Annotated in this window: 21 protein-coding genes; 10 read left to right on the top strand and 11 right to left on the bottom strand. The window is 64.5% G+C overall.

The window, feature by feature from the left end:
• Positions 1-28: 28 nt before the first annotated feature.
• The gene (locus tag C0Z18_RS10005) at positions 29-619 is read left to right on the top strand and encodes a DUF1415 domain-containing protein (protein ID WP_408646982.1); all 591 of its coding nucleotides are present in this window, start codon (positions 29-31) and stop codon (positions 617-619) included.
• Here the strand turns inward: C0Z18_RS10005 and C0Z18_RS10000 are convergent.
• Entirely contained in the window at positions 616-1,452 is an 837-nt protein-coding gene (locus C0Z18_RS10000; protein ID WP_102645239.1) for a class I SAM-dependent methyltransferase, read from the bottom strand. The genes C0Z18_RS10005 and C0Z18_RS10000 overlap by 4 nt on opposite strands.
• Positions 1,453-1,790: 338 nt before the next feature.
• On the opposite strand from C0Z18_RS10000, the gene C0Z18_RS09995 reads away from it, so the two are divergent.
• Complete coding sequence (locus C0Z18_RS09995; RefSeq protein ID WP_102645238.1) at positions 1,791-2,114, top strand: DNA-binding protein; 324 nt, start codon at positions 1,791-1,793, stop codon at positions 2,112-2,114.
• A 73-nt stretch (positions 2,115-2,187) separates the two neighbouring features.
• On the opposite strand, the gene C0Z18_RS09990 is transcribed toward C0Z18_RS09995, so the two are convergent.
• Positions 2,188-3,333 (bottom strand): methyltransferase, encoded by a 1,146-nt coding sequence (locus tag C0Z18_RS09990; protein WP_233217255.1) that lies wholly within the window; start codon positions 3,331-3,333, stop codon positions 2,188-2,190.
• Between the two features lie 212 nt (positions 3,334-3,545).
• Between C0Z18_RS09990 and C0Z18_RS09985 the strand changes: the two genes are divergently transcribed.
• A complete protein-coding gene (locus C0Z18_RS09985; protein WP_102645236.1) occupies positions 3,546-4,139 on the top strand; it encodes a hypothetical protein in 594 nt (197 codons plus the stop codon).
• Positions 4,140-4,235: 96 nt separating this feature from the next.
• Here the strand turns inward: C0Z18_RS09985 and C0Z18_RS09980 are convergent, their stop codons facing one another.
• Both C0Z18_RS09980 and C0Z18_RS09975 read right to left on the bottom strand, forming a co-directional pair.
• Positions 4,236-6,149, bottom strand: a complete 1,914-nt coding sequence (locus C0Z18_RS09980; RefSeq protein ID WP_102645235.1) for a methyl-accepting chemotaxis protein — start codon at positions 6,147-6,149, stop codon at positions 4,236-4,238.
• Between the two features lie 254 nt (positions 6,150-6,403).
• Positions 6,404-8,236, bottom strand: coding sequence for a putative bifunctional diguanylate cyclase/phosphodiesterase (locus C0Z18_RS09975; protein ID WP_158244215.1), 1,833 nt, complete (start codon positions 8,234-8,236; stop codon positions 6,404-6,406).
• A gap of 440 nt (positions 8,237-8,676) precedes the next feature.
• Between C0Z18_RS09975 and C0Z18_RS32670 the strand changes: the two genes are divergently transcribed.
• The 3 genes from C0Z18_RS32670 (at position 8,677) to C0Z18_RS09965 (ending at position 10,214) form a co-directional block, all read left to right on the top strand.
• Positions 8,677-8,937 carry a hypothetical protein gene (locus C0Z18_RS32670; RefSeq protein WP_146013978.1) on the top strand — a complete coding sequence of 87 codons (261 nt, stop codon included), beginning with the start codon at positions 8,677-8,679 and terminating at the stop codon, positions 8,935-8,937.
• 120 nt (positions 8,938-9,057) lie between these two features.
• Complete coding sequence (locus C0Z18_RS09970; protein WP_102645233.1) at positions 9,058-9,594, top strand: hypothetical protein; 537 nt, start codon at positions 9,058-9,060, stop codon at positions 9,592-9,594.
• An 80-nt stretch (positions 9,595-9,674) separates the two neighbouring features.
• Positions 9,675-10,214, top strand: a complete 540-nt coding sequence (locus C0Z18_RS09965; protein WP_102645232.1) for a DUF1566 domain-containing protein — start codon at positions 9,675-9,677, stop codon at positions 10,212-10,214.
• A 14-nt stretch (positions 10,215-10,228) separates the two neighbouring features.
• Here the strand turns inward: C0Z18_RS09965 and C0Z18_RS09960 are convergent, their stop codons facing one another.
• The 6 genes from C0Z18_RS09960 to glcD form a co-directional block, all read right to left on the bottom strand.
• Positions 10,229-11,881: an L-lactate permease gene (locus C0Z18_RS09960; protein WP_102645304.1), complete on the bottom strand. Its 1,653-nt coding sequence runs from the start codon at positions 11,879-11,881 to the stop codon at positions 10,229-10,231.
• 235 nt (positions 11,882-12,116) lie between these two features.
• Positions 12,117-14,291, bottom strand: a complete 2,175-nt coding sequence (locus tag C0Z18_RS09955; RefSeq protein WP_102645303.1) for a malate synthase G — start codon at positions 14,289-14,291, stop codon at positions 12,117-12,119.
• A 47-nt stretch (positions 14,292-14,338) separates the two neighbouring features.
• Positions 14,339-14,743, bottom strand: coding sequence for a heme-binding protein (locus C0Z18_RS09950; protein WP_102645231.1), 405 nt, complete (start codon positions 14,741-14,743; stop codon positions 14,339-14,341).
• 35 nt (positions 14,744-14,778) lie between these two features.
• Positions 14,779-16,011 carry a glycolate oxidase subunit GlcF gene (glcF, locus tag C0Z18_RS09945; protein ID WP_102645230.1) on the bottom strand — a complete coding sequence of 411 codons (1,233 nt, stop codon included), beginning with the start codon at positions 16,009-16,011 and terminating at the stop codon, positions 14,779-14,781.
• A gap of 20 nt (positions 16,012-16,031) precedes the next feature.
• Complete coding sequence (glcE, locus tag C0Z18_RS09940) at positions 16,032-17,099, bottom strand: glycolate oxidase subunit GlcE (RefSeq protein ID WP_102645229.1); 1,068 nt, start codon at positions 17,097-17,099, stop codon at positions 16,032-16,034.
• Positions 17,099-18,598, bottom strand: a complete 1,500-nt coding sequence (gene glcD, locus C0Z18_RS09935) for a glycolate oxidase subunit GlcD (RefSeq protein WP_102645228.1) — start codon at positions 18,596-18,598, stop codon at positions 17,099-17,101. Before glcD ends, glcE begins: the two co-directional genes overlap by 1 nt.
• A gap of 217 nt (positions 18,599-18,815) precedes the next feature.
• Here glcD and glcC point away from each other — a divergent pair, with 217 nt between their 5' ends.
• The 4 genes from glcC (at position 18,816) to C0Z18_RS09910 (ending at position 21,780) form a co-directional block, all read left to right on the top strand.
• Positions 18,816-19,583: a transcriptional regulator GlcC gene (glcC, locus tag C0Z18_RS09930; protein WP_102645227.1), complete on the top strand. Its 768-nt coding sequence runs from the start codon at positions 18,816-18,818 to the stop codon at positions 19,581-19,583.
• 293 nt (positions 19,584-19,876) lie between these two features.
• The gene (gene flhD, locus C0Z18_RS09925; RefSeq protein ID WP_102645226.1) at positions 19,877-20,194 is read left to right on the top strand and encodes a flagellar transcriptional regulator FlhD; all 318 of its coding nucleotides are present in this window, start codon (positions 19,877-19,879) and stop codon (positions 20,192-20,194) included.
• Between the two features lie 13 nt (positions 20,195-20,207).
• A complete protein-coding gene (flhC, locus tag C0Z18_RS09920) occupies positions 20,208-20,732 on the top strand; it encodes a flagellar transcriptional regulator FlhC (protein ID WP_102645225.1) in 525 nt (174 codons plus the stop codon).
• Between the two features lie 244 nt (positions 20,733-20,976).
• The gene (locus C0Z18_RS09910) at positions 20,977-21,780 is read left to right on the top strand and encodes an alpha/beta fold hydrolase (RefSeq protein ID WP_102645223.1); all 804 of its coding nucleotides are present in this window, start codon (positions 20,977-20,979) and stop codon (positions 21,778-21,780) included.
• Here C0Z18_RS09910 and C0Z18_RS09905 read toward each other — a convergent pair.
• Complete coding sequence (locus tag C0Z18_RS09905; RefSeq protein ID WP_102645222.1) at positions 21,741-23,318, bottom strand: MFS transporter; 1,578 nt, start codon at positions 23,316-23,318, stop codon at positions 21,741-21,743. The two genes, C0Z18_RS09910 and C0Z18_RS09905, sit on opposite strands and share 40 nt — an antisense overlap.
• Positions 23,319-23,451: the final 133 nt, after the last annotated feature.

Below are 23,451 nucleotides of genomic sequence, written 5' to 3'. Positions count from 1 at the left end.
CTCCCTCCACACCGAAACCGACATGTCGATGCCCACCTTTCATGCGCCCACCGCCGACGACGTGCTGGCCGCCACGCGGCATTGGCTCGTGCGCGCGGTCATCGGGTTGAATTTGTGCCCGTTTGCGAAGGGGGTCCACACGAAACGGCAGATCCGCTACGTGGTGAGCGAAGCATGCGATCCGGAAGGGATGCTGACCGTCTTGGAGACCGAGCTAAAAGCGTTGGCCGAGGCCGATCCGGAAAGCGTGGACACGACGCTGCTCGTTTTTCCTCGCGCGTTCGCCGATTTTCTGGAATTCAACGACGCGCTATTTTTCGCGGAACGTCTGCTCGGACAACTGCGGCTCGACGGCGAACTGCAGATCGCGAGCTTTCATCCGCACTATCGGTTCGAGGGCACGCAGCCCGAGGACATCGAAAACTATACGAACCGGGCGCCCTACCCGATTTTGCACTTGCTGCGCGAGGCGAGCGTCGAGCGGGCAGCGCAAGCGTTCCCCGACGCCGCCGACATCTACGAGCGCAATCAAGAGACGATGCGCCGCCTCGGACACGAAGGCTGGCACCAATGGATGGATACGCCGCCGAGCGACGACACGCCGCCCTCGTCCGATTAAGCCGGCGTAAAAAACCGCTCCCGCAGCGAATCGAGGCCGAACGTATCGAGCACTTCGTTCAAACGCTCGGACGGCCGCCGGCGAGGCAAATCCTTGTACTGAGCGATGATGAGTTCGTTCTTCATCGAATGCTCCCATCCGACGAGTTCCGTGACCGACACCTGATAGCCATGCGCCTCGAGTTGCAGGCAACGCAGCACGTTCGTGATCTGGCTGCCGAATTCACGCGTATGCAGCGGATGGCGGTAAATTTCGGAGAGCGCGCTCGCTAGCGATTTGCCCTTGTTGCGCCGGAGCACCCCTGCCACTTCCGCTTGGCAACATGGCACGAGCACGATGTCGGTCGCGCGCTTTTGCAAGGCGAAGCGAATGGCGTCGTCGGTCGCCGTATCGCAGGCATGCAGCGCGGTCACGACGTCGATCGTCTCCGGCAGTCCCGATGATTCGATCGAATCGGCCACCGACACGTTCAAAAACGACATCCCCTCGAACCCCAGGCGCTTGGCAAGCTCCGTCGATTTCGCGACCAGTTCCGCACGCGTCTCGATGCCATAAATGCGCGAGCCCGTTCCGGGCGGCAGGGACTTGAAAAAAAGATCGTAGAGAATAAAACCAAGGTAGGACTTGCCCGCGCCATGGTCGACGAGGGTGACGGCGCCGCGTGCTTGCAACGCGCGCGCGAGCAGCGGCTCGATGAACTGAAACAGGTGATAGACCTGCTTGAGCTTGCGCCGGCTATCTTGGTTCATCTTGCCGTCGCGCGTCAGGATATGGAGTTCCTTGAGCAGTTCGACGGATTGGTCGGGGCGAATTTCGTAGGTCTTGGTCGACATAGTGGCACCGCGCTCATGCAAGTCGCCGCGAGCGTGCGACAGCCTACAGAAGCGCAAAAACAATCGCGTCAGTTTACCGAAAAGCGCGCGAGACGCTCAAAAGCGGCCTGGAACGGATTATGCGTCGACGCGCAGACGCATTTTTCCGATCCGGCGAAGCGGGACGCAAATTCCCGCGCGAGCCGCGGCACGGCAAGGGCCGCGAAGAGCGCAGCGCCTGCCGCTCGAACAGGGAGCCGCCCCCGCGTAACGTAACGGTTACGTTGCATGGCGGCACCGAGCGCGGCCGGCCTGTCTGCCCTCGGCGAGCAGGTCATGTTGAACAAAGGACGACAGCGATGGCTACGATACCCAACGGAGACGCGGAGCAGAAGTTTCAAGCAATGCTCGCCAATCTCCTCACGCCGCCCACGGGCTGGTCGGAAAAACAGCAGCTCGAACTCGAAATGGCCCGAGACATTTCGGTGGAAATGTTGCGGCTGGCCGAGTCGATGCGCGATTCCGATCCCGGACTCGAGGCCCTGCTCACCCTGCTCAAGTACGCCAAGGTCGTCGATTTCATTCTGACGACGCTCGCGTCGAGACGCGATATCCGCCCGCAGACGCTGCGCGTCATCTTCAAGCTGGCAGGCTTGAAAGTCGACGAAGCCTATCCCGGCTGACGCGTCGCGTGTATCGAATCGAGCCTTGCGCACCGCTTGGTGCGCAAGGCTCGTTCGTTTCTTGGCGCCTCGTTCAAGACTTCGCCGCGAGCCGCCACAGCGACGTCACCTCGGCTACCCGCGCGCGATGGAGCGGATCGTCCGGATCCGCCGCCTTGGGGTGAACCGGCCGAATGTCGTCCCGGCCGATCACCCTGAGCCCAGCCGAATCGATCATCGCCAGCAATGCTTCTCGAGTGCGCAAGCCTAGATGCTCGGCGAAATCGGACAAAATCAACCATCCTTCCCCACCCGGCTCGAGGTGCGCGGCGAGCCCGTCCAGAAACCCGCGCAGCATGCGGCTATCCGGGTCGTAGACGGCCCGCTCGATCGGCGAGCTCGGCCGCGCCGGCAGCCACGGCGGGTTGCAGACGACGAGCGGCGCGCGTCCTGGCGGAAAGAGATCCGCCTCGCAAACCTGAACCTGCGCCGTCATGCCCAGGCGCTCGATGTTTTCGCGCGCGCAAGCGAGCGCGCGCGCATCCGCATCGGTCGCCACGATACGCGCCACGCCCCGCTTGGCGAGCAACGCGGCGAGCACGCCGGTGCCCGTGCCGATATCGAACGCAAGCGACGTCGACGGCAGCGGCGCGCGCGCGACGAGTTCGACGTACTCGCCGCGTACCGGCGAAAACACGCCGTAGTACGGATGAATCCGCGCGCCCAGCGCGGCGATTTCGACGCCCTTCTTGCGCCATTCGTGCGCGCCGATCAAGCCGAGCAACTCGCGCAGCGAGACCACGGACGGCTCGCCGCCTTGGCCGTTCGGCTCGCCGTACGCTTCGATACAAGCCTGCTTGACGTCGGGAGCGCGCCGCAGCGCGATCGAATAGTCGGCATCCAAGGCAATCAGCACCATGCCGAGCGTGCGCGCGCGTTGCGCCTGCGCTTGCCGATGAGCGTTGAAGGCATCGAGCGGCGTCGCGGCCGGCTTGCGGCGCTTGCGCTCGATCCGGCGCGCCATGGCCTGCAACAGTTGCCGCGCGTTTTGAAAGTCGCCGCGCCACAAGAGCGCGACACCTTCGCTGGCTTGACGATAGGCCGCGTCGGCGCTCATGCGGTCATCCGCGAGCACGACGCGCCGGGGCGGCGCGACGCCGGCTTCGGAACGCCAGCGCGCGCTATGCGCCGCGCCATCCTCGGTCCAATGGATGACGGGAAAGGTCGGGTCGTTGGTCACTAAACGAAAAACGAAAAAGGAAAAACGAAAAGAGAAACGCGAATACGCACAAGCCGACACGATACCGTGCTTTTGCCTTTGCGCCGCGCCGGGACCATGCGTTTGTGCGAGGGACGCCCTCTTTGGTCCGAGTTTGCAGCCGGAACAGGCCATACGGCGCCCATGCGCGCTCTAATCGGCCCGACTCACTCAACGGAAATGGAGCCAAGCGCATGAACGTCACTCAAGCCATCTCGCCGACCCGCGCCCCCGTGCCCGAACCCGGGCAATACTGGACCGGTCAAGGCGGCATTTATGCCGGCGTTTTACCGGGTAACACCGAACACGGAGCCCAGCATCTCGTGTTTTCAACGGACGAAGGCGTGGAACTCAATTGGGGCCGGGCGACGGAAGAACCGATCGGCGCGTCCAGCGCGTTCAACGGCGCACAGAACACCGAAACGCTCCTGAAGACCCCCGAGCGGCATCCGGCCGCGAAATGGGCGCATGACTACGAGAAGGATGGGCATCACGATTTTCATCTGCCGTCGCGCCAGGAATGGGACGTCGCCGCAGCAACGATTCCGAGTCAATTTTCGGACAACGCGTGGTATTGGTCGAGCACCGAATACTCGATGAGCGACGCCTATGGCGAAAACTTCGCGGGCCTCGAGAACGAGTGGTTCTCCAAGGGGTTCAGGGGCAACGTGCGAGCGGCGCGGACGATTCCGGCCCCCGAACATGACGTTGCGCAGCCCGTGCTGCCTGCCCAGGCCGCACACGCGGAGAGCGTTTCGTGCACGCCGGCGGCGGCTCGCTTCGCGTAGATCGCGTAGATCGCGTAAATCGTGTAAATCGCGCTGAGCGTGGCCGCGTTCGATGCCGCCCATCGCGGGCGGCATCGATATCGAGCGAATGAAGCGTTACACCTTGAACGCGCCGACGACGCCCGACAACGTCCCCGTCTGATCTTGCATCGATCGGGCCGAGGCGGCCACTTGTTCGACGAGCGCGGCGTTTTGCTGCGTGGTCGTATCGAGTTGTGCGATCGCTTGATTGACCTGCTCGATACCGCGGCTTTGCTCGCCGCTCGCCGTCATGATCTCTCCCATGATGGAGGCGACGTTCGTCGTGGCGGTGATGATGTCGCTCATCGTTTGACCGGCCTGCCCGACGAGCGCGCTGCCCGATTCGATCTTGTCGGCCGAATCGGCGATCAACGCCTTGATGTCCTTGGCCGACGCCGCCGCGCGCTGCGCCAGGTTGCGCACCTCGCTTGCGACCACCGCGAACCCGCGTCCTTGCTCGCCGGCGCGCGCCGCTTCCACGGCCGCGTTCAATGCGAGGATGTTGGTCTGGAACGCAATGCTGTCGATCACGCCGATGATCGCCACGACCTTTTGCGACGACTCGTTGATCGAGTTCATCGTCTTGACGAACTCGTCGATGACTGCACCGCCGCGCGTGGCCGCCGTGGAGGCCGTGGTCGCCAGCGCATTCGCTTCGCCCGCGTTCTCGGCGTTCTGCTTGACCGTGCCGGTGATCTCTTCCATCGAAGCCGCCGTCTCCTGCAGCGACGCCGCTTGCGCTTCGGTGCGCGCCGACAGGTCTTGGTTGCCGCTGGAAATTTCGCGCGAGGCGGACGCGAGCGACGCGGCCCCCGTCACGACTTCCTGCACGACGCCTTGCAGGCGAGCGACGAAGCGATTCAGGCTACGCGCCACGGCGCCGAATTCCTTGCCGCCCGTTTCCGGCAGACGGCGCGTGAGATCGGCTTCGCCGGCCGAGAGTTCGTCGATGTTGCGTTTGAGCGCGGCAAGCCGCCCCATGAACGCCCGGATACCGGCGATCATGACGATGAGCAGCGCGATCGCCCCCGGCACCTGCACCGAAGCGAGCCCCGCGAGGATGCGGTTGCTGTTGGCCATCAGCATCGAAGAAGGCACGCTCGTGGCGATGAACCAGGGGCTGCCGGGAATCGGCGTCAGAAAGAGCGTTTGCTCGCCGTCGTTCGTATCGAAACGGCCGCTCGCTTCGCCACCCGATTGCACCTCGGGCAACAGCTTTTGAATCTCGGCGGCCATCGGCGAGCTTTGCGCGATGTCCGACACGTTCTTCAAGACGATGTTGCCTTGGATCTTCGTGCTGTTGCTGACGATCTTCCCATCGGCTTCGACGATCAGGATCTGGCCATGGATCTTCTCCTCCATATCGGCCACTAGACGGTTGAAGAAGCCGAGCGTCACGTCGATCGTGGCGACGCCGTACAACTCGTCACCCTTGTAGATCGCCATCGCGCAGTTGGTGCGCGGCTGCGGGCTCGCGTCGTCCTGGTAGGCCTTGGCCCACTTGCAATGGCCCTTCGGCGCCGTCTTGCCGTTCTCGTACCAGGGCTGTTCCCAGTAGTTGAGCGACTCGGGCGAATTCCAATGCGTGTTCACCGCGAGCTGCCCCGACTGGGCATCGCGCGCGAAGAAGGTGCTGAACTTGTCGCGGCCGGCTTCGCGCTTGTTCGGCAAGGGCCAGATGCCGCCGCCGAAGACGTTTTGGTCGCCGTACTGATCGACGAGCGCGGGCAGCAACTTATCGATCTGATCGCTGTCGAGTTGTGCGACCGTCTGTGTGATGCTGCGCTGTTGCGCTTCCACTTGGCGCAGTTGTTCGCTGATACGTATGGAGATTTGATCGACCTTCGCGGCGATGACCTTGCCCTCGAGCGTGGCGAGCTTGGGGGTCACGTATAGCCGGATCACGGCAAAGGTCGCAATCAGTAAAACGGCGAAAGCGACGCATGCGACGATGGTAAAGCGGGTCTGAGTGGACGCGGGGGCTTTCATCTAGTTATTGTCGAGAAGGGGTAGTCGAAGAATCAGACTGTCTATCGGCAGATGATTGCCCGTCTTGAAGATAAATAACGAGGGACACTAGAAGCAGCATTCGAAAGCACCGGCCGCGCAGGCTTGCTGCGATGCAACGCCGATCGTTTGCTGCTGCGGCGCAAAAGGCATTCGCAGCTTATGCCGCGGACCACCCTTGGAAATTCTCACGTGACGCAACACAGCAATCGCGCCGTGCGAGAGGCGGCTGCGCGTTAGATTGCCGCTAGGCCGCGATGCCGGCCGCGATGCTCGTGGCCCGTCGCCACGGGCAATACCGCGCCTTGCATCAACAATCGCGTGGCCGCATCGGCATCGAGCGGCTTGCTGAAGAGAAATCCTTGCGCCTCGACGCAGCCGAGGCCGACGAGAAACGCGCGTTGGGCTTGCGTCTCCACGCCCTCCGCGATGACGGCCAGCCCGAACGCATTGGCGAGCGTTACGACAGCCGTCGCGATCGCGCCCGAATCACCCGCGCCGATGCCCCGCACGAAAGCCCGATCGATTTTGATGCGATCCACCGGTAAGGCCCGCAGTTGACCTAGGCTCGAGTAACCCATGCCGAAGTCGTCGATCGCCACGCGCATGCCGAGGCGGCGAAACTCCGCAAGGCGCCGTGCCGACGCCTCCGGATTTTTCATCAGCGCCGTCTCGGTCACCTCGAGTTCGAGCAACGCGGGATCGGTGCCGGTTTCGCGCAATACGCGCTGGAAGGTCGCGACGATATCGGCACGCTGCAATTGCAGTGGAGACACGTTGACGGAGATGGGCACCGGGACGAGTTGCAACTCGCGCCACACCGCGGCCTGCTGGCACGCGGCACGCAGCACCCACTCGCCGAGCGCCGTCACTAGCCCCGATGCTTCGGCCACCGCCACGAAATCGACCGGACTCACGATGCCATGCTCCTCGTCGCGCCACCGCACGAGCGCTTCGAGCCCGCGTACCTCGCCGGTACGCATGTCCACCTGCGGCTGATAGTTCAAATGCAACTGCCCGCCCTCGATCGCTTTTCTGAGGCGCCCCGACAATTTGAGCCGGGCGTCGGCGTCGCTGCGCATGCGGTGCCGATAGAACTCGAAGCAGTTGCGCCCGCGCCCCTTGGCCACGTACATGGCCATATCGGCCGCGCGGATCAGCGATTCGGCGTCGGCGCCGTCGTCGGGAAAAGCGCTGATGCCGATGCTCGCTCCCACGACGAGCTCATGCCCCGCGACGGTGACCGGCTGAGCCAGCGAACGCAGGACAGCCCCGGCCAGCGCTTCGTCGTCGCATGATTCGCTGACGATGACGAATTCGTCGCCGCCGTAGCGCGCGACGACATCGTCGTGACCGATACAAGCCGCGAGCCGCTTGGCCACCTGAACGAGCAATCGATCGCCGATGTTGTGCCCCAGCGCATCGTTCACGGTCTTGAACGCGTCGAGATCGATGAACAAGACGTGCACGCGTTCGGCGCGGGCGATCATCGCTTGCAGCTTGGCGGTGATCGTCATGCGGTTGGCCAACCCCGTGAGGCCGTCGCGCTCGCTAAGCTCGCGCAGGCGGTGAGAACGCTCGGTCAGCTTGAGGTAAACGTCATACGTCGTTTTCGCCAATACGAGCGGATAACCGATGACGACGGGCACCCAGGCGAGCGCAGCATGGGTATCCATTGTGCTTTGTATGTGGCCGCCGAAGACGAGCACACCGAACGTGGCCCCCAATGCGGTGGCGAGCAAACCCGCGCCGAACAACCGCCATCCGCCGGCCGCCATGTTGTCGATGGCGAACATCAGAAACACCACGACACTCGCGATCGGCGCGAAATGCACCGCGGCGACGAACCAGCCGCCGTTGATCGAATCGACCATGAAGTTCCAGCGCTCGCGTTCGAGCGGCTTGGGCGCGTGACGCACCCGTAGATACGCCACATGCGGCCACACGAAGCAGGCCATCGCGACGGCGGCGACCACCCACGTCGCCGCATGCTGCGAGCGCAGCAAAATCAAGAGCGGAAAAAAGCCGACCGCAAAGCCGAACAGCCGCAGCACATAGATGCGGCGCACGAATCGGGCGCCCGTACGAGGGGCATCCGCCCGTAAAGCGGTAGGAGCTGCGGTCGAACTTGGCGACTGATCGGGCATGTCGAGGAGAGTGCAGCGCATTAGCGCTCCGGGGCGATGACGCATCGGAGCGGGGTGCTCTATGTACTAACGGCCGCTGGTCTTAAAAGTTTAGACAAAAGATCTGCCGCACGCCTAGCGGCGCATGATGCGCGGCGCACCACGTACCGCAGGATCGCCGAATCGATTCTGGATAGGTGGGGCACCGTCGGCGAACGAAGGTGCATATCCGCCATCGACGTCTCGCAGTGACGAAAAGGAGGTCGCGTGCGCTCGTGGAATGACGCTGCATTTCATTGCCGGATCTCCTCGTCATCGGAAGGAATTTCCTACTCGATCAGTCGACGCCCTCTTCGAACCGTAAAAAGTAAGGAGTACGAACCATGATCGAGTTCAATCGGCATCCCGCCGCCGGCACGCCCGCCATCGGTGAATATTGGCAAGGGCAAGGTGGAATCTACGCAGGCATCATGCCTGACTACGCCGGCACCTCGTCCTATCACCTCTCCCCGATGAATTTTCTCGTTCCAAGTGGTACTGGTCCAGCACCGAAAACACCGCTCAAAACGCGCGGGGCGCCAATTTCAACGGGATGGAAATGCGGCACATGTTCAAGTCCCTGGCAGGCCAAGCTCGCGCGGTGAGGCGAATCTATGTCTCATGATCGCTAAGGGGCGCAAACAGATTTGAACGCGACGGCGCGGCGTCGGCACAGCCGGCACCGCCCAACCATTCCCGGACTCACGCAAAAAGGAACGCACACCATGACCGAAGCGACGACACGACGTTTCACGCTGGCCGACGCACCAGCCATTGGCCAGTATTGGGAAGGACAAGGCGGTATCTACGCGGGCATCATGCCCGACTACGAAGGCACGCAGCCACGCTTTCTGATCTTTGCGGCCGACGAGATGGGAGGCGCGCGATGGGGCGGCGTCGCCGCGCAGGAAGAGCGAGCGCGCAACGGCGATTACGGGCGGGGCAACACCGAACAACTGGCCGAATGCCGCCAACCCTCACACGTGCACGAAGCCGCGCGATTCGCGGCGACCTACGAGAAAGACGGACACGACGATTTTTACCTACCGTCCAAGCGCGAGCTCGATCTTGCGTATGAAACGATTCGCGATACGTTCGACGCTACCGATTGGTACTGGTCGAGCACCGAGAAATCGAGGATGAGCGCGTACGGACGCAATTTCGGCGATCTGGAATTGACGGCGATGCTCAAGCAAATCGACGGCCGCTCACGGCCCGTGCGTTCTTTGCCGGTGTCCGCCGCCGAGCCTGCCGGCACTTGATTTCACGCATCGCGCATCGCGCAAATCAGGCCCGCGCGAAAGCGTGGGCGATTCGTTTCCGGTCATCGAAAGGAGAGAGTGTGTTCGACGTTTCCAACGGCGTGCGGCTCGCCGACGCCCCGGCGCTCGGCGAATATTGGCAAGGGCAAGGCGGCTTGTATGCCGGCGTGCTCCCCGACTACGAAGGTCACGAGCCCCGCGTGTTGATCGTCGGCGAGCACGAAGCCGTCGATCTCGTTTGGGGTGGCGCGGGCAACGTCGAGGGCGGCGCGCGCGATAAAGGCGACGGTCGATCGAACACGCGCGATCTCGTCAATTGCCATCAACTCGCGCACGCCCATGACGCGGCACGCTTTGCCTCGGGCTACGAAAGAGACGGCCACAAGGATTTCTATCTACCGTCCAGGCAAGAACTCGACGTGATGTACCAAACGATCCGCGACACATTCGAGGAAACCGCCTGGTATTGGTCGAGCACGGAGCAATCGCGTTTGCTGGCGTGGGGCCGCAACTTCGGCGGCGCCCACATCGAGAGCAACTTCAAGGATATGCCGGCGCGTGCGCTGGCGGTGCGGACGGTGCCCGTCATCGAATCCGGCGATGCCGTCGGCGAGGGCTGACGCCCGCCCGGTCGCTATTGCGGCAAGGTAGGAATCATCCACGTCAACACGTGCTGTTGCAGGAACACGAGCACGCCGAGCAGCAGCGTCAAGAACACGCTGTGCCAGAACGTGCGCGCGAACACCACGCCCTCTTGGCCTTTGAGGTCGGTCGTCGAGACACCCGTCGCGATGTTTTGCGGCGAGATCATCTTGCCCATCACGCCGCCCGACGAATTCGTCGCCGCCATCAGCACGGGGTCCAGGCCCAGTTGCCGGGCCGCCACGACTTGCAGGTTGCCGAACAGCGCATTACCCGACGTATCGCTACCCGACAAGAACACGGCGATCCACCCGAGCGAGGCCGACACGAGCGGGAACAGCGCGCCGGTGGACGCGACACCCGTGCCGAGCGTGTAGCTCATGCCCGAGTAGTTCAGCAGGTACGCGAGGCCGACGATCATCATCACCGTGACGATGGCGATACGCGTTTGCCGCCACGTCGCGCCGATGCAGGAAAAGAATGCGCCCACGCTCATCCGCGAGAGGGCCGCCGTCACGATCGCGGACAGCAAGATCGCCGTGCCCGTTCCGAGCGGCTGGAAGTCCCAGATCGCAGCATAAGGCTTGTTGTACAGCGAGACGAACACCGCGTTGTGCAGGCCCGGCCACTTGATCTTCACGTCGCCGATCATCGCGACGTTCGCGTGCACCCAGAAAATCACGACGGCCGACACGACGATCCAGGGCAGCCATCCGCCCCAGCCGCTGCGTTTTTGCGCGGCGCCGACGCCGACGAGCGTGTCGCCGCTACGGGCGATGGCGAACTGCGGATCGGGCTCGGGACGCCAAACCTTCAGGAAGGCGATCGTCACGATCAGCGAGGTTAGCGACGAGAGCACGTCGGTCAACTGATAGCTGAGGTAGTTCGACGTGACGAATTGCGCCAGCGCGAAGCTACCGCCCGACACGAGCAGCGCGGGCCAGAGTTTGCCGATCGAACGAACGCCGCTATAGACGCCAACGACGTAAAACGGCAGCAAGAGCGCGAAAAACGGCAACTGACGGCCCACCATCGCACCGAGCGTGGCCGGATGCAGCGACGTCACCGCGCCGAGCACGGTGATCGGTACCCCCAGCGCGCCGAACGCAACGGGCGCCGTATTGAAGATCAGCGTGAAGGTGAGCGCTTCGAGTGCAGGAAAGCCCAGCGCGATCAAAAGCGCACTCGTGATCGCCACCGGCGTGCCGAAGCCCGAAATGCCTTCCAGCAAGCAGCCGAACGAGAACGCGACGACGAGCAAGACGAGGCGCCGGTCGTCGGGCAGATGATCGAGCATCCATTGCCGGAACTGATCGAATCGCCCGGTCTTCACCGCGATGTTGTAGAGCAGGAGCGCATTGAAGACGATCCACATGACCGGCACGAGCGCGAGCGCCATGCCGGCGCCGACGGCGTCGAGGGCCAGGCCCGCCGGCATCCCCCACAGGCCGATCGCGATGACGAGCCCGGCGATCAGGCCCGCGAGCGAGGCCTGCCAGGCCGGCCGGCGCAAGATGCCGAGCATGACCAGCGCGACGGCAATCGGCAATGCCGCGACGAGGAACGACAGCAATAGAGAGTGCCCGACGGGTGTAAGCGGTTGTGCGTACACCGTTCCGGGCGGAAGCGCCACAGTGGGATTCATCATGTCTCCAAGATATAGTTGTAAAGACGAGCGGTGCCGATATGGCCGCGCTTCCAATTCAACGCCTTCGAGCCGACCCATTCTTCCAAGGATGGGTAGGACTACTGATGAATTGAAAGCACGCTAGCGTTGCTTCGTCTGCGGGGCAAACCACTCTCGCGTCGCGCGCAAATCCCACACGCGCGACGCGGCCGATGCGCCGCCGCCCCGAGAGGCGGCGCATCGGCTTCACCTGCTAGCCGCCCTGCAACGCGCGCTTGCACTCGAGCCGGAATCGATGCAACAACGGCTCCGTGTAACCGCTCGGCTGCGTCCGGCCTTCGAACGCCAGCGCGCAGGCCGCTTTGAACGCCAGCGACGCCGCATAGTCGGGCGCCATCGGCCGGTAATTCGGGTCGCCGGCATTTTGCTTGTCGACGACGAGCGCCATGCGCTCGAACGTCTCCTTGACATACTCGGGCGTGACGACGCCATGGCGCAGCCAATTCGCGATGTGCTGGCTCGAGATCCGCAGCGTTGCGCGGTCCTCCATCAAGCCGACGTTGTGAATGTCGGGCACCTTCGAGCAGCCCACGCCCTGGTCGATCCAACGGACGACGTAACCGAGGATGCCCTGCGCGTTGTTCTCGAGCTCGTTGCGAATCTCCTCATCGCTCCATTGCGCGCGTTCGACGACGGGCACGGTCAACAGGCCGTCGAGCAGCGCATCGCGCTCGCTCGCGTAGTCGATTTGCTCGAGCGAGCGCTGCACCGCCTGCACATCGACCTCGTGATAATGGAGCGCGTGCAGCGTCGCCGCCGTCGGCGAGGGCACCCAAGCCGTGTTGGCTCCCGCACGCAGTTGCGCGCCCTTTTGCTCGAGCATCGCGTGCATCAGATCGGGCATCGCCCACATCCCCTTACCGATCTGCGCGCGCCCGCGCAAGCCGCACGAAAGGCCGACCAGCACGTTGTTGCGCTCGTAGGCCGCGATCCACGCCGAGCTTTTCATATCGCCCTTGCGCAACATCGGCCCGGCCTCCATCGCCGAGTGCATTTCGTCGCCCGTACGATCGAGAAAGCCCGTATTGATGAACGCGACGCGCGCGCCGGCCGCCGCGATCGAGGCGGCGAGGTTCACGCTCGTGCGGCGCTCCTCGTCCATGATCCCCATCTTGATCGTATTCGCGGGCAGCCCGTAAAGCGCTTCGACGCGAGCGAACAGTTCGTCGGCGAACGCCGCTTCGGCGGGGCCGTGCATCTTCGGCTTCACGATGTAGATCGCACCGGTGCGCGAGTTGCGCCGGTTTTGCCGGTCGTGCAGCGCGCACAAGGTCGTCACGACGGCGTCGAGAATGCCCTCGGGAATTTCGCCGCCGTCGCGATCGAGCACGGCGCCCGTCGTCATCAAGTGCCCGACGTTGCGCACGAACAGCAGCGAACGGCCATGCAGGCTCAGCGTGCCGCCGTCGGGCGCATGGTACGTGCGGTCTTCGTTCAAGCGGCGCACGAACGTCTTGCCGTCCTTCGTCACTTCCTCGGTCAGCGTTCCTTGCATGAGTCCGAGCCAGTTGCGATACAAGTCCACTTTGTCCGCCGCATCCACGGCCGCGACGGAATCCTCGCAGTCGATGATGGTCGTGACCGCCGCTTCGAGTACCACGTCGTTCACGTGCGCGGCATCGGTTTTGCCGATCGGCGCGTTCGCGTCGAATCGGATGTCGATGTGCAGGCCGTGGTGCTTCAAGAGAACGGACGAAGGCGCCGCGGGCTCGCCTTGATAGCCTGCGAACTGGGCGGGCGACGCCAGGCTCGCCTCGCCCGCGGCGGTGCGCACGACGAGCGCGCCGTCGCGCACGGCGTAGCCGGTCGCGTCGCGGTGCGATGCACCGGCAAGCGGCGCCGCGCGGTCGAGGAACGCGCGTGCGTATTCGATGACGCGCGCGCCGCGCACGGCGTTATAGCCGCCGGCGCGCGTCGCGCCGCCGTCCTCGGGCAGGGCGTCGGTGCCGTACAGCGCGTCGTACAAGCTGCCCCAGCGCGCATTCGCGGCGTTCAGCGCATAGCGCGCGTTCGACAACGGCACGACGAGTTGTGGGCCCGCCTGCTCCGAAATCTCGCTATCGACATCGGCCGTCCCGACCTTCACCGCGGCCGGCGCCGCGACGAGATAGCCGATTTGTTCGAGAAACGCGCGGTACGCGCGCAGATCGCGCACCGGACCCGGATGGGCCCGGTGCCATTCATCGAGCGCGGTTTGCAGCCGGTCACGTTCGCTGAGCAGTGCACGGTTGCGTGGGGCGAGCTCGTGCACGAGGGCGGCGAAGCCCTGCCAGAATGCCTGGGGGTCGATGCCGGTACCCGGCAGCGCCTCGCGTTCGATGAATTGGCTGAGCGCCGCGTCGACGCGCAGCCCATAGTGGTCGGTCATGTTCATGTTGCGAGAAGTATCGTTGCGTGGGAAACCCGCCCGCGAGTTCAGCCCGTGATGCTCTGAATCCCGGCTTTGGCGACTTGTGCGTCTTGCTCCGACTTGACACCGGACACGCCCATCGCGCCGATCACCTGGCCATCGACGACGACGGGCACGCCGCCCTCCAGCGTACCCGCCAACGGGGCGCTGAGGAAAGCGGTGCGGCCGCCGTTGATCATATCCTCGTAAGCCTTCGACTCGCGCCGGCCCAGCGCCGACGTGCGCGCTTTCTCCATCGCGATCGCCGCGCTCGCGGGCGACGCGCCGTCCAGGCGCACGAGCGCGAGCGCATGACCGCCGTCGTCGACGAGCGCGATCGCGACCGCCCAGCCGTGCTTAAGCGCTTCGGCACGTGCCGCGGCCATGATGGCGTCGATTTCGGTGAGCCCGAGTACGGATTTCGTTTGCATCGTGAAAACTCCCAAGGTGAAGGGTGAGCCAGGCGTCAGGCGCTATGCAGCGCGTCGACGAGCTCGATCCAATGGCTCACCGCCGTACGGCCCGCGCCGTTCAGGTGAGTCTGGCAGCCGATATTGGCGGTGACGATGGCGTCGGGACCTCCCGCTTCCAGCGCATCGAGCTTGTTGTCGCGCAACTTCCGGGCAAGCGCCGGCTCGGTGATGGAATAGGTCCCCGCCGATCCACAGCATAGATGCGAATCGGCGACCGGGGTAAGGTCAAACCCAATGCGCAGCATCAGCGATTGCACAGCGCCGCCGAGCTTTTGCGCGTGTTGCAACGTGCACGGGCAATGAACGGCGATGCGGCGCGGCTTACCGTTGTGCAGCGCATCAAGCGGCTCGCGGCCGACGACCTCGACGAGATCCAGCGCGAGTTCACTGATCCGCTTCGCCTTCTGCGCGTATACAGGGTCGTGCCGCAGCAAATGGCCGTACTCCTTCACGAACGCCCCGCAGCCGCTGGCGGTCAGCACCACCGCCTCCACGCCGGCCGCCACCGCGGGCCACCATGCGTCGATGTTGCGCCGCGCCCGCGCCAGGCCGTCGTCTTGCGCGTTCAAGTGGTATTCGGTGGCGCCGCAGCAGCCGGCCTCCTTGGCGGGAACCACACTGATGCCCAGACGATCGAGTACGCGGGCGGCCGCGGCGTTCGTATTGGGCGACAGCGACGGCAGCACGCATCCTTCCAGCATCAGCACGCGCCGTGCATGCCGCAGCGGCGGACGCTCATCGCTCGCACCCTTTTGCGCGGGCATGGCGCGCGGAATCTTTTCGCGCAAGACGCGCGGCAATACGGGCCGCAACGCCTGCCCGGTCTTCAGGAGCGGCCCGAACAGTTCGGGCTCGGGCACGACGCGGCGCAAGGCGGCGCGCAACATACGCTGTCTGGCGGGCCGCGGCGCGCGCCGTTCCACCTCGGCGCGGCCGATATCGAGCAGCGAGTGGTAGCGCACGCCCGAGGGACACGTCGTTTCGCAACTACGGCACGTCAGACAGCGGTCCAGGTGAGCTTGCGTCTTCTCGGTCACCGGGGCGCCTTCGAGCACTTGCTTGATCAGGTAGATGCGTCCGCGCGGGCCATCGAGTTCGTTGCCGAGCAATTGATACGTGGGGCACGTGGCATTGCAAAAGCCGCAATGCACGCAGGCGCGCAGAATCGACTCGGCTTCGTCCGCGCGCGGCAATGCGCGCGCTTGTTCGCTAAGAGTGGTTTGCATCGATCGAGTACTCGCCGCGCCTAAATCGCCGCATAAAGGCGGCCGGGGTTGAAAATGCCGTGCGGATCCAGTTGCGCCTTGAGTTGCCGATGGATTCGCAGCAAGCCGTCGGGGAGCGGATGAAACGGTTCGTCCGCGACGCCGGCTGTGAAACACGTAGCGTGGCCGTCGAGGCGCTCGGCGATCTCGCGGACCGTCTCCACGCTCGCGTCGGTTTTGAGCCAACGCTGCGCGCCGCCCCAATCGAGCAGCGCCTGCCCCGGCAAGGGCGCGAGCGGCGCACTCAGCGCCGCCGATATGCGCCAAAGCGCGCGGCGATCGTTGAAGAACGGCAACGTCGCTTCGCGCAGCGCGACCCAAAAGGCGCCGTCGCCTCGTTCCCCGCCCAGCACGGCCTGCGCTGTGCGGATCGAACCCTCGCCGCCTTCGAGCCGCAGATGCAAGATGCCGTCGACATGACAGGCGCCCGTGATCGGCAAGCCGGCGTCGCGCCATTGCCTGAGCTTGCACGGCATGTCCTGCGCGGGCATCTCGAGCGCCGTATCCAACGCGGCGCGCGGCTTGGGCAACACCTTGAGCGACACCTCGGTAATGAGTCCCAATGAGCCGAAACTGCCCGCCAACAATCGCGAGACGTCGTAACCGGCAACGTTCTTCATCACCTCGCCGCCGAAGCGCAGATGCTTCCCGTGCCCCGTCACGACACGGCATCCGAGCACGAAATCGCGAACGGCGCCCGCCCACGGCCGGCGCGCTCCGGACAACCCCGCCGCGACCATCCCGCCGACCGTGGCCTGCCCCCCGTAGGCCGGCGGCTCGCACGGCAGCATTTGGCCGGCCGCATCGAGCGCGGCTTCGAGTTGCGCGAGCGTCGTCCCGGCCCGCGCCGTGACGACGAGTTCCGTCGGGTCGTAGCTGACGATGCCGCGGTGCGCGCGCGTATCGAGCGTGCGCCCCTCGATCGGCCGTCCGAGCGCCGCTTTCGTATCCGCGCCGCGAATGCGCAGCGTCGTGCGCGCGGCGATCGCCTCTTGCACTTGTTCGATCAGCGCGGCGCTGTGATCGGCCGCTTCGAAATCACGTCCCATCAGAAGCGCTCCAGGTGCGGGAACGGCAGTTGGCCGTGGTGAATGTGCATCGCGCCGAATTCGGCGCAGCGGTGCAGCGTCGGAATGTTCTTGCCCGGATTGAGCAGGCCCGACGGATCGAACGCGGCCTTCACCGCGTGGAAGAACGTGATCTCGTCGCGCGTGAACTGAACGCACATCTGATTGATCTTCTCGCGGCCGACGCCGTGCTCGCCCGTAATGCTGCCGCCAACCTGCACGCACAGCTCGAGGATCTTTCCGCCCAGCGCCTCGGCGCGGTCGAGCTCGCCCGGCCGGTTGGCGTCGAATAGGATCAGCGGATGCATGTTGCCGTCGCCCGCATGAAATACGTTGGCGACGAGCAGGCCGTACTCCTCGCCGAGCGCCGCGATCCCGCGCAACACGCGTGCGAGTTCACGGCGCGGGATCGTGCCGTCCATGCAGTAGTAATCGGGCGAAACGCGGCCGACGGCCGGAAAAGCGTTCTTGCGCCCGGCCCATAAGCGCAGCCTCTCGGCCTCGTCGTGCGCCACTCGCACCTGTCCGCATCCCGACTCGGCGAGCAACGTCTGCACGCGCGCGATGTCCTCGTCGACGTCGCTCTCGGCGCCATCGAGTTCGCAGAGCAAAATCGCCTCGGCATCGACCGGATACCCCGCGTGGATGAAGTCCTCCGCGGCGCGAATGGCGAGGTTGTCCATCATCTCGAGCCCGCCGGGGATGATGCCGGCGCCGATGATATCGGCCACCGCCCGCCCGGCCTTTTCGACATCGTCGAAGCTGGCCATCAACAACTTCGCGCACTGCGGCTTCGGCAACAGCTTGACGGTGACTTCCACGACGATGCCGAGCATGCCCTCGGAGCCCGTGAATAGCGCCAGCAAATCGAAGCCGGGGCTGTCGAGGGATTCACCGCCGAACGTGACGAGTTCACCGTCGATCGTCAGCACGTCGACCTTCAGAACGTTGTGCACGGTGAGGCCGTATTTGAGGCAATGCACGCCGCCCGCGTTTTCGGCTACGTTGCCGCCGATCGAGCACGCGATCTGAGACGACGGATCGGGCGCGTAATAGAGACCATACGGGGCGGCCGCTTGCGAGATCGCGAGGTTGCGCACGCCGGGCTGAACGCGCGCCGTGGCGGCCACGGGGTCCAGCGCGACGATCCGGTTGAACTTCGCCATCACGAGCAAGATGCCCTTCTCGATCGGCATCGCTCCGCCCGAGAGACCCGTGCCGGCGCCGCGCGGCACCACCGGTACGCCGTGCGCCGCGGCCACACGCAGCACGCCGCGCGCTTGCTCGACGGTGCTCGGCAAGACGACGCAAAGCGGCACCGTCCGATACGCGGCCAGCCCGTCGCATTCGAACGGGCGCAACTCTTCCGCTTCGTGCAGCACTTCGAGGTCGGGGGATAAAGCGCGCAGCGCCGAAATCAGCGTGTTGCGATCGACCGAAGGCAGCGCGCCGTCGATCTTTTCGTCGTAGGTGAAGCTCATCCGAGAATCCTGTGAATTGCGCCGCCCGCATGCGGTCGGCACGCTCACGGCTGACAGGATTGTTCACGCCCCGCGCGCCGGTGTCTATTCGCCAACCCACAGGTCAGACCACTTTTTGCTTAGGGTTTTCCCATCCCCTGCCGCTAACGCCAGCAATGCTTGACGAAAAAGCGTAAGCTCCGGGCGTCGCATGGCTTTTACAGGTGGTCAGACCACTATGATCGAAGAGATTTCGACGTCGCCGCGCCATGTCGCGGATGTCGTGGCGGAACGCATCGAACAATTGATCGTCGATGGCGTATTGAAACAGGGACAGGCGCTGCCGTCCGAGCGCCGGCTCACGGAAAAGCTCGGCGTGTCCCGAGCGGCATTGCGCGAAGGACTGAAACTGCTGCGCGCGCGAGGTGTCATCGACACGCAGCACGGCCGCGGCTCGTTCGTCGCCGAACTCACCCCGCGCGAGCACACGATGCCGATGCTGCATCTGCTCGCATCGCAACCGCGCACGCTTTACGACTTGTTCGAAGTACGCCAGATGCTCGAGGGCGAGTCTGCGCGGCTAGCGGCGCAGCGCGGAACGCCGGCGGACTTCGTGCTGATCACGCGCCGTTATGAGGAGATGGTCCACGCCGAGATCGAAAGCACGCCGCCGGAGGCGCTCGCCCGCCTCGACTACGCCTTTCATTTGGCCATCTGCGAGGCGTCGCACAATCCGGTGCTCGTGCATACGTTGAGTTCGCTGAACGATTTGCTGCTGAGTTCGGTGTTCGCTTCCGTCAACAACCTTTATCACCGGGCGGCGCAAAAGCGCCAGATCGACCGGCAGCATGCTCGCTTGTACAACGCCGTCGTGGGGCGGCTGCCCGATCAGGCGCGGCGCGCGGCAAGCGAGCACATCCGCAGCAACGTAGAGGGCCTGCGCGAGATCGAACTTGAGGAGCAGCGGCTCGTGCGTTCGACACTGCGCCTCGAAGGCTGGGCATGACCATCCGGTGGGGCGAGCCGCGGTTCGACTCCACCTTCAAACGCCCGTTTGGCCAGGCTGCGCGAAACGCCTACGGCGTGCTGCATAGCGGCGCTCAAACCGCATGCCCGATCGCGTAGGAAAACGCTGACAAGCGCATCGGTGCGGACGACATCATGTTCCGCCGCCGCTGATTGGTGCAAACAACAATCTGAACAATACTTTCGTCAGACGCATGCACCACACCGCGCAACGCGAAAGGCGGTCCGATCGGCGAGGCATGCAACCCGTAATCACCCCTGCGGAGGCGCAACTTGGACAATCGTGAAGTGCTCGAATCGGTACGCGAAATCAACCTGTCGTATCTGATGCTTGCGCAGCACATGCTCAACGAGGACTACGCCGAGGGAATGTTCAAACTCGGGCTGTCGGCGCAAATGGCCGACCTCGTCTCCATGCTGACGCCCGCGCAAACGATCAAGCTGGCGCAATCGGAAGACATCGTCTGCGACTTTCGCTTCGACGATGCCGCCATGGTCACGGCGCTGACGACGATGGACAAGGGGCTGGACGCCACCGCCACGCATGCGGCGATCTTGCTTGCCGCGCAACCTGCACGCCAATTCGCCTAATAGGGAGCCAGCCATGCCGAAGACGAGCCTGATCGAAGAAGCCAACGAAGTGTCGCGCGCCGTCGCGCTGATCGAGCTGGGGGCCCGCATGCAGGTGCTCGAATCGGAGCTTTCGCTCTCGCGTGAACGGCTCATTCGCCTGTACCGCGAAGTCAAATCGGAATCGCCCCCGAAAGGCATGCTGCCCTCCTCGGCGGACTGGTACATGACCTGGCAAGCCAACATCCACGCGTCGCTGTTCTATCACACGTACTCGTTTCTCAAACAAGAGGCGCGCTGCTCGCACGTCGATGCGCTGACCAAGGGTTACCGTCTGTATCGCGAACATTGCGCCAACGGCGGGCTGGACGTTCACCTCGATCTGACACGCGCTTGGACGCTCGTGCGCTTTTTCAACGGCGGCATCCTCGAGATGCATCAGTGCTGCCGCTGCAAGGGCAAATTCGTCTCGTACAAGCACGACCTGCCCCGCGCGAAGGCTTGTGTCATGTGCCAGCCGCCCTCGCGCGCCGGTAAGAAAGCGAAGACGCTCAATTAATAGGGGGCATAGGCCATGCGCTGCTCCGATTCATACCTGCCATCAGGGCTTGCAGGCCCGCGAGTTGATATCGCCAAAAGGCGGCGAACGCAGCAGCGATTTCGGCCGGCGACTCGTAGCTGCGCAAGATCGCGGCGATCATATCGGCGGTATTGACGTTCGCTTGACCTCGGAGGTAATCGATTTGCCGCGTGCCGCCACATACGATGGCGACCAACGCATCGACAACCCGAGGAGAACCACCATGCCCTTCATCACCGCAAACGACGGAACGCAACTGTATTGGCGCGAATGGGGCCGGGGCGCCCCGATGGTGTTCGTGAGCGCCCTCGGATGCGGCAGCGCGATGTGGGACTACGCGTTCGCGGAGTTCGGCGAACGCGGCATGCGGTGTATTTGCCTGGATCGGCGCGGGCACGGACGCTCGGATCAAAGCGCGCAAGGCTACGACTTCGACACGTTCGCCGACGACCTGGCCACGCTCATCGATGCACTCGATTTGAAGGAAATCACGCTCGTCTCGCATTCGATGGGCAGCGGCGAGATCGTCCGATATCTGAGCCGCCATGGCGGCGCCCGCGTCGCGCGCATCGTCATGCTGGCACCGACCACCCCGATGATCGCGCAAACCGAAGACAATCCGGCGGGGTTGCCGCGCGAGCAATTCGAAGCGCTCTGGGCGCTATGGCGCCGAGACTATCCAGGCTGGGTCGCGAGCGCGGTCGCACCGTTTTTCGTGCCGGAGACGTCGCCTGCGATGATGCAGTGGGGCACGACGCTGTTGCAAGCGTCGGTGCCGGTCGCGCTCGCCTGCAGCCGAGCGCTCGTCGAGGCGGACTTCCGCGAAGAGATGCGCCGCATCGACGTACCCACGCTGATCGTGCACGGCGATCGGGATCGCTCCGTGCCGCTCGAGACCGGTGGCCTGCCCTCGGTGGAATTGATTCGCGGCGCGCGGCTCAAGGTGTATCCGGGCGCGCCGCATGGGCTGCTCTATACGCACATGGATCAGTTGCACGCGGACATCTGGGATTTCGTTCGCTCCTGATCTTCATGCACCGCCGTGCGGCCGAGAAAACCGAACACGAGCAACGCGGAAAGTACGGTCACCGCGGCGAGCACGTGGAGCAGCGAGTGAAACGCCAGGCCGTAAAAGTGAATGAGATCGCGGCTCGCCACGCCATGCATCCAGGCCACCGCGGCCGGCACATCGCCCATCGCGAGACGGTTGGCGGCATGCGCGAGCGCCGCGTCGCTCGCCGCCCTCGGTGAAGCACCGCGCAGGTTCGACTCGGTCAGGCTCGCGAGCAGCGCCGCGACGACGGCCAGTGCTATCCCTTCGCCGGCCACGCGCGTGGTGTTGAAAATGCCGGCCGCCATCCCGGCACGCTCCTTCGGCACGACGCTCACCGCCAGCGCATCCATCAAGCCCCAAGGCAACCCCACCCCGGTACCGATGACCGCCATCGCCAGGAGCAGATTGCCGACGGGTTGGCCGGGCGCGCATTGGGCGAGCCACAGTTGTCCGCACGCGCAAAGCAACAACCCCAAGCCCGCGATGACGCCCGGCGCGATCGTGCGGGCGAGCCGGGCGGCGAGAAGCGGCACCACGAGCATCGGCGCCGAGAGCGCGAACATCATCCGCCCCGCGGCCACGCTGTCGAATCCCTCGATGCCGATGAGCCGAACGGGCAGCAGCACGAGCAGCACGACGTACGAATAGGCCGGCGCCGCCGCCAGAAATTGCACGCCGACGAACCGCGGATAGCGCAGCAGCGTGAGCTCGAGCATCGGACGCGTACTGCGTAATTCGACGATGACGAACGCCGCCCCGGCAACCGCCGACGCCGCGAGCAGCGAGAGCACGGGCCGACTCGTCCAGCCGGCGTCCGGCACGCGCAGCACCGCATACGTGAAAAGCGCCAGCGAGCACGTGAAGGTCGCGGCTCCGAGCCAGTCCACGCTGCTTGCGAGCGGGTCGCGCGTTTCGCGCATGCACTTCGCGCCCAGCCCCGAGGCAATCGTCGTCACGACGGTCACCATCGCAAATACCGAGCGCCAGCCGAAATGCGCGACCAACGCACCCGCCACGACGGGCCCGAATGCGAGGCCCACGCCGAACGTCGTGCCGAGCAGGCTGAACGCACGCGTGCGCGCATCGCCCTCGAACTCTTGCGCGAGCGCCGCGGCGCCGGCCGATAAGGCAGCCGCACCGCCAATGCCTTGCGCCGCCCGCGCGAGATCGACCGCGATAAGACTCGGGGCAAGCGCGGCCAACATCGACGAGAGCGCGAACGCGAGCGTGCCGCATAGGAACACGCGTTTTCTGCCATAGCGGTCGGCGAGCGTCCCGGCCACGAGCAGGCAACTGCCGAACGCAAGCATGAAGGCGTTGGTCACCCACGCCAGTGCCAACGGCGAACCGCCGAGCACCCCCGCGATGGCCGGCAGCGCCAACGCCGGGCCGGTGAAGCTCAGCGGCATCGATAGTCCAGCCAAACAAACGGCGCCTAGAATCAGCCGCTTCTCGCCGGCGCGGGTAGCACGCGGCGGCACCACGTCGATGTCATGCAAACTCGAGTTCATGGGTTCCTTCAACGACGGACGGGTTGTCTGATCGCCGAATGAGAATTGCCGCGAGAAGTGGCCTATCCCCGCGCTTCGATCGGCACAGGGCGAAATAGTAGAGGCCGCGCAATCGTGTTTAAATGGGCCCGCT

Source organism: Trinickia dabaoshanensis (assembly GCF_002879885.1).
In the GTDB taxonomy this organism is placed as follows: Bacteria; Pseudomonadota; Gammaproteobacteria; order Burkholderiales; family Burkholderiaceae; genus Trinickia; species Trinickia dabaoshanensis.
The sequence above is the reverse complement of the archived record's forward strand: the minus strand, read 5'-3'. Positions and strand labels throughout refer to the sequence as shown.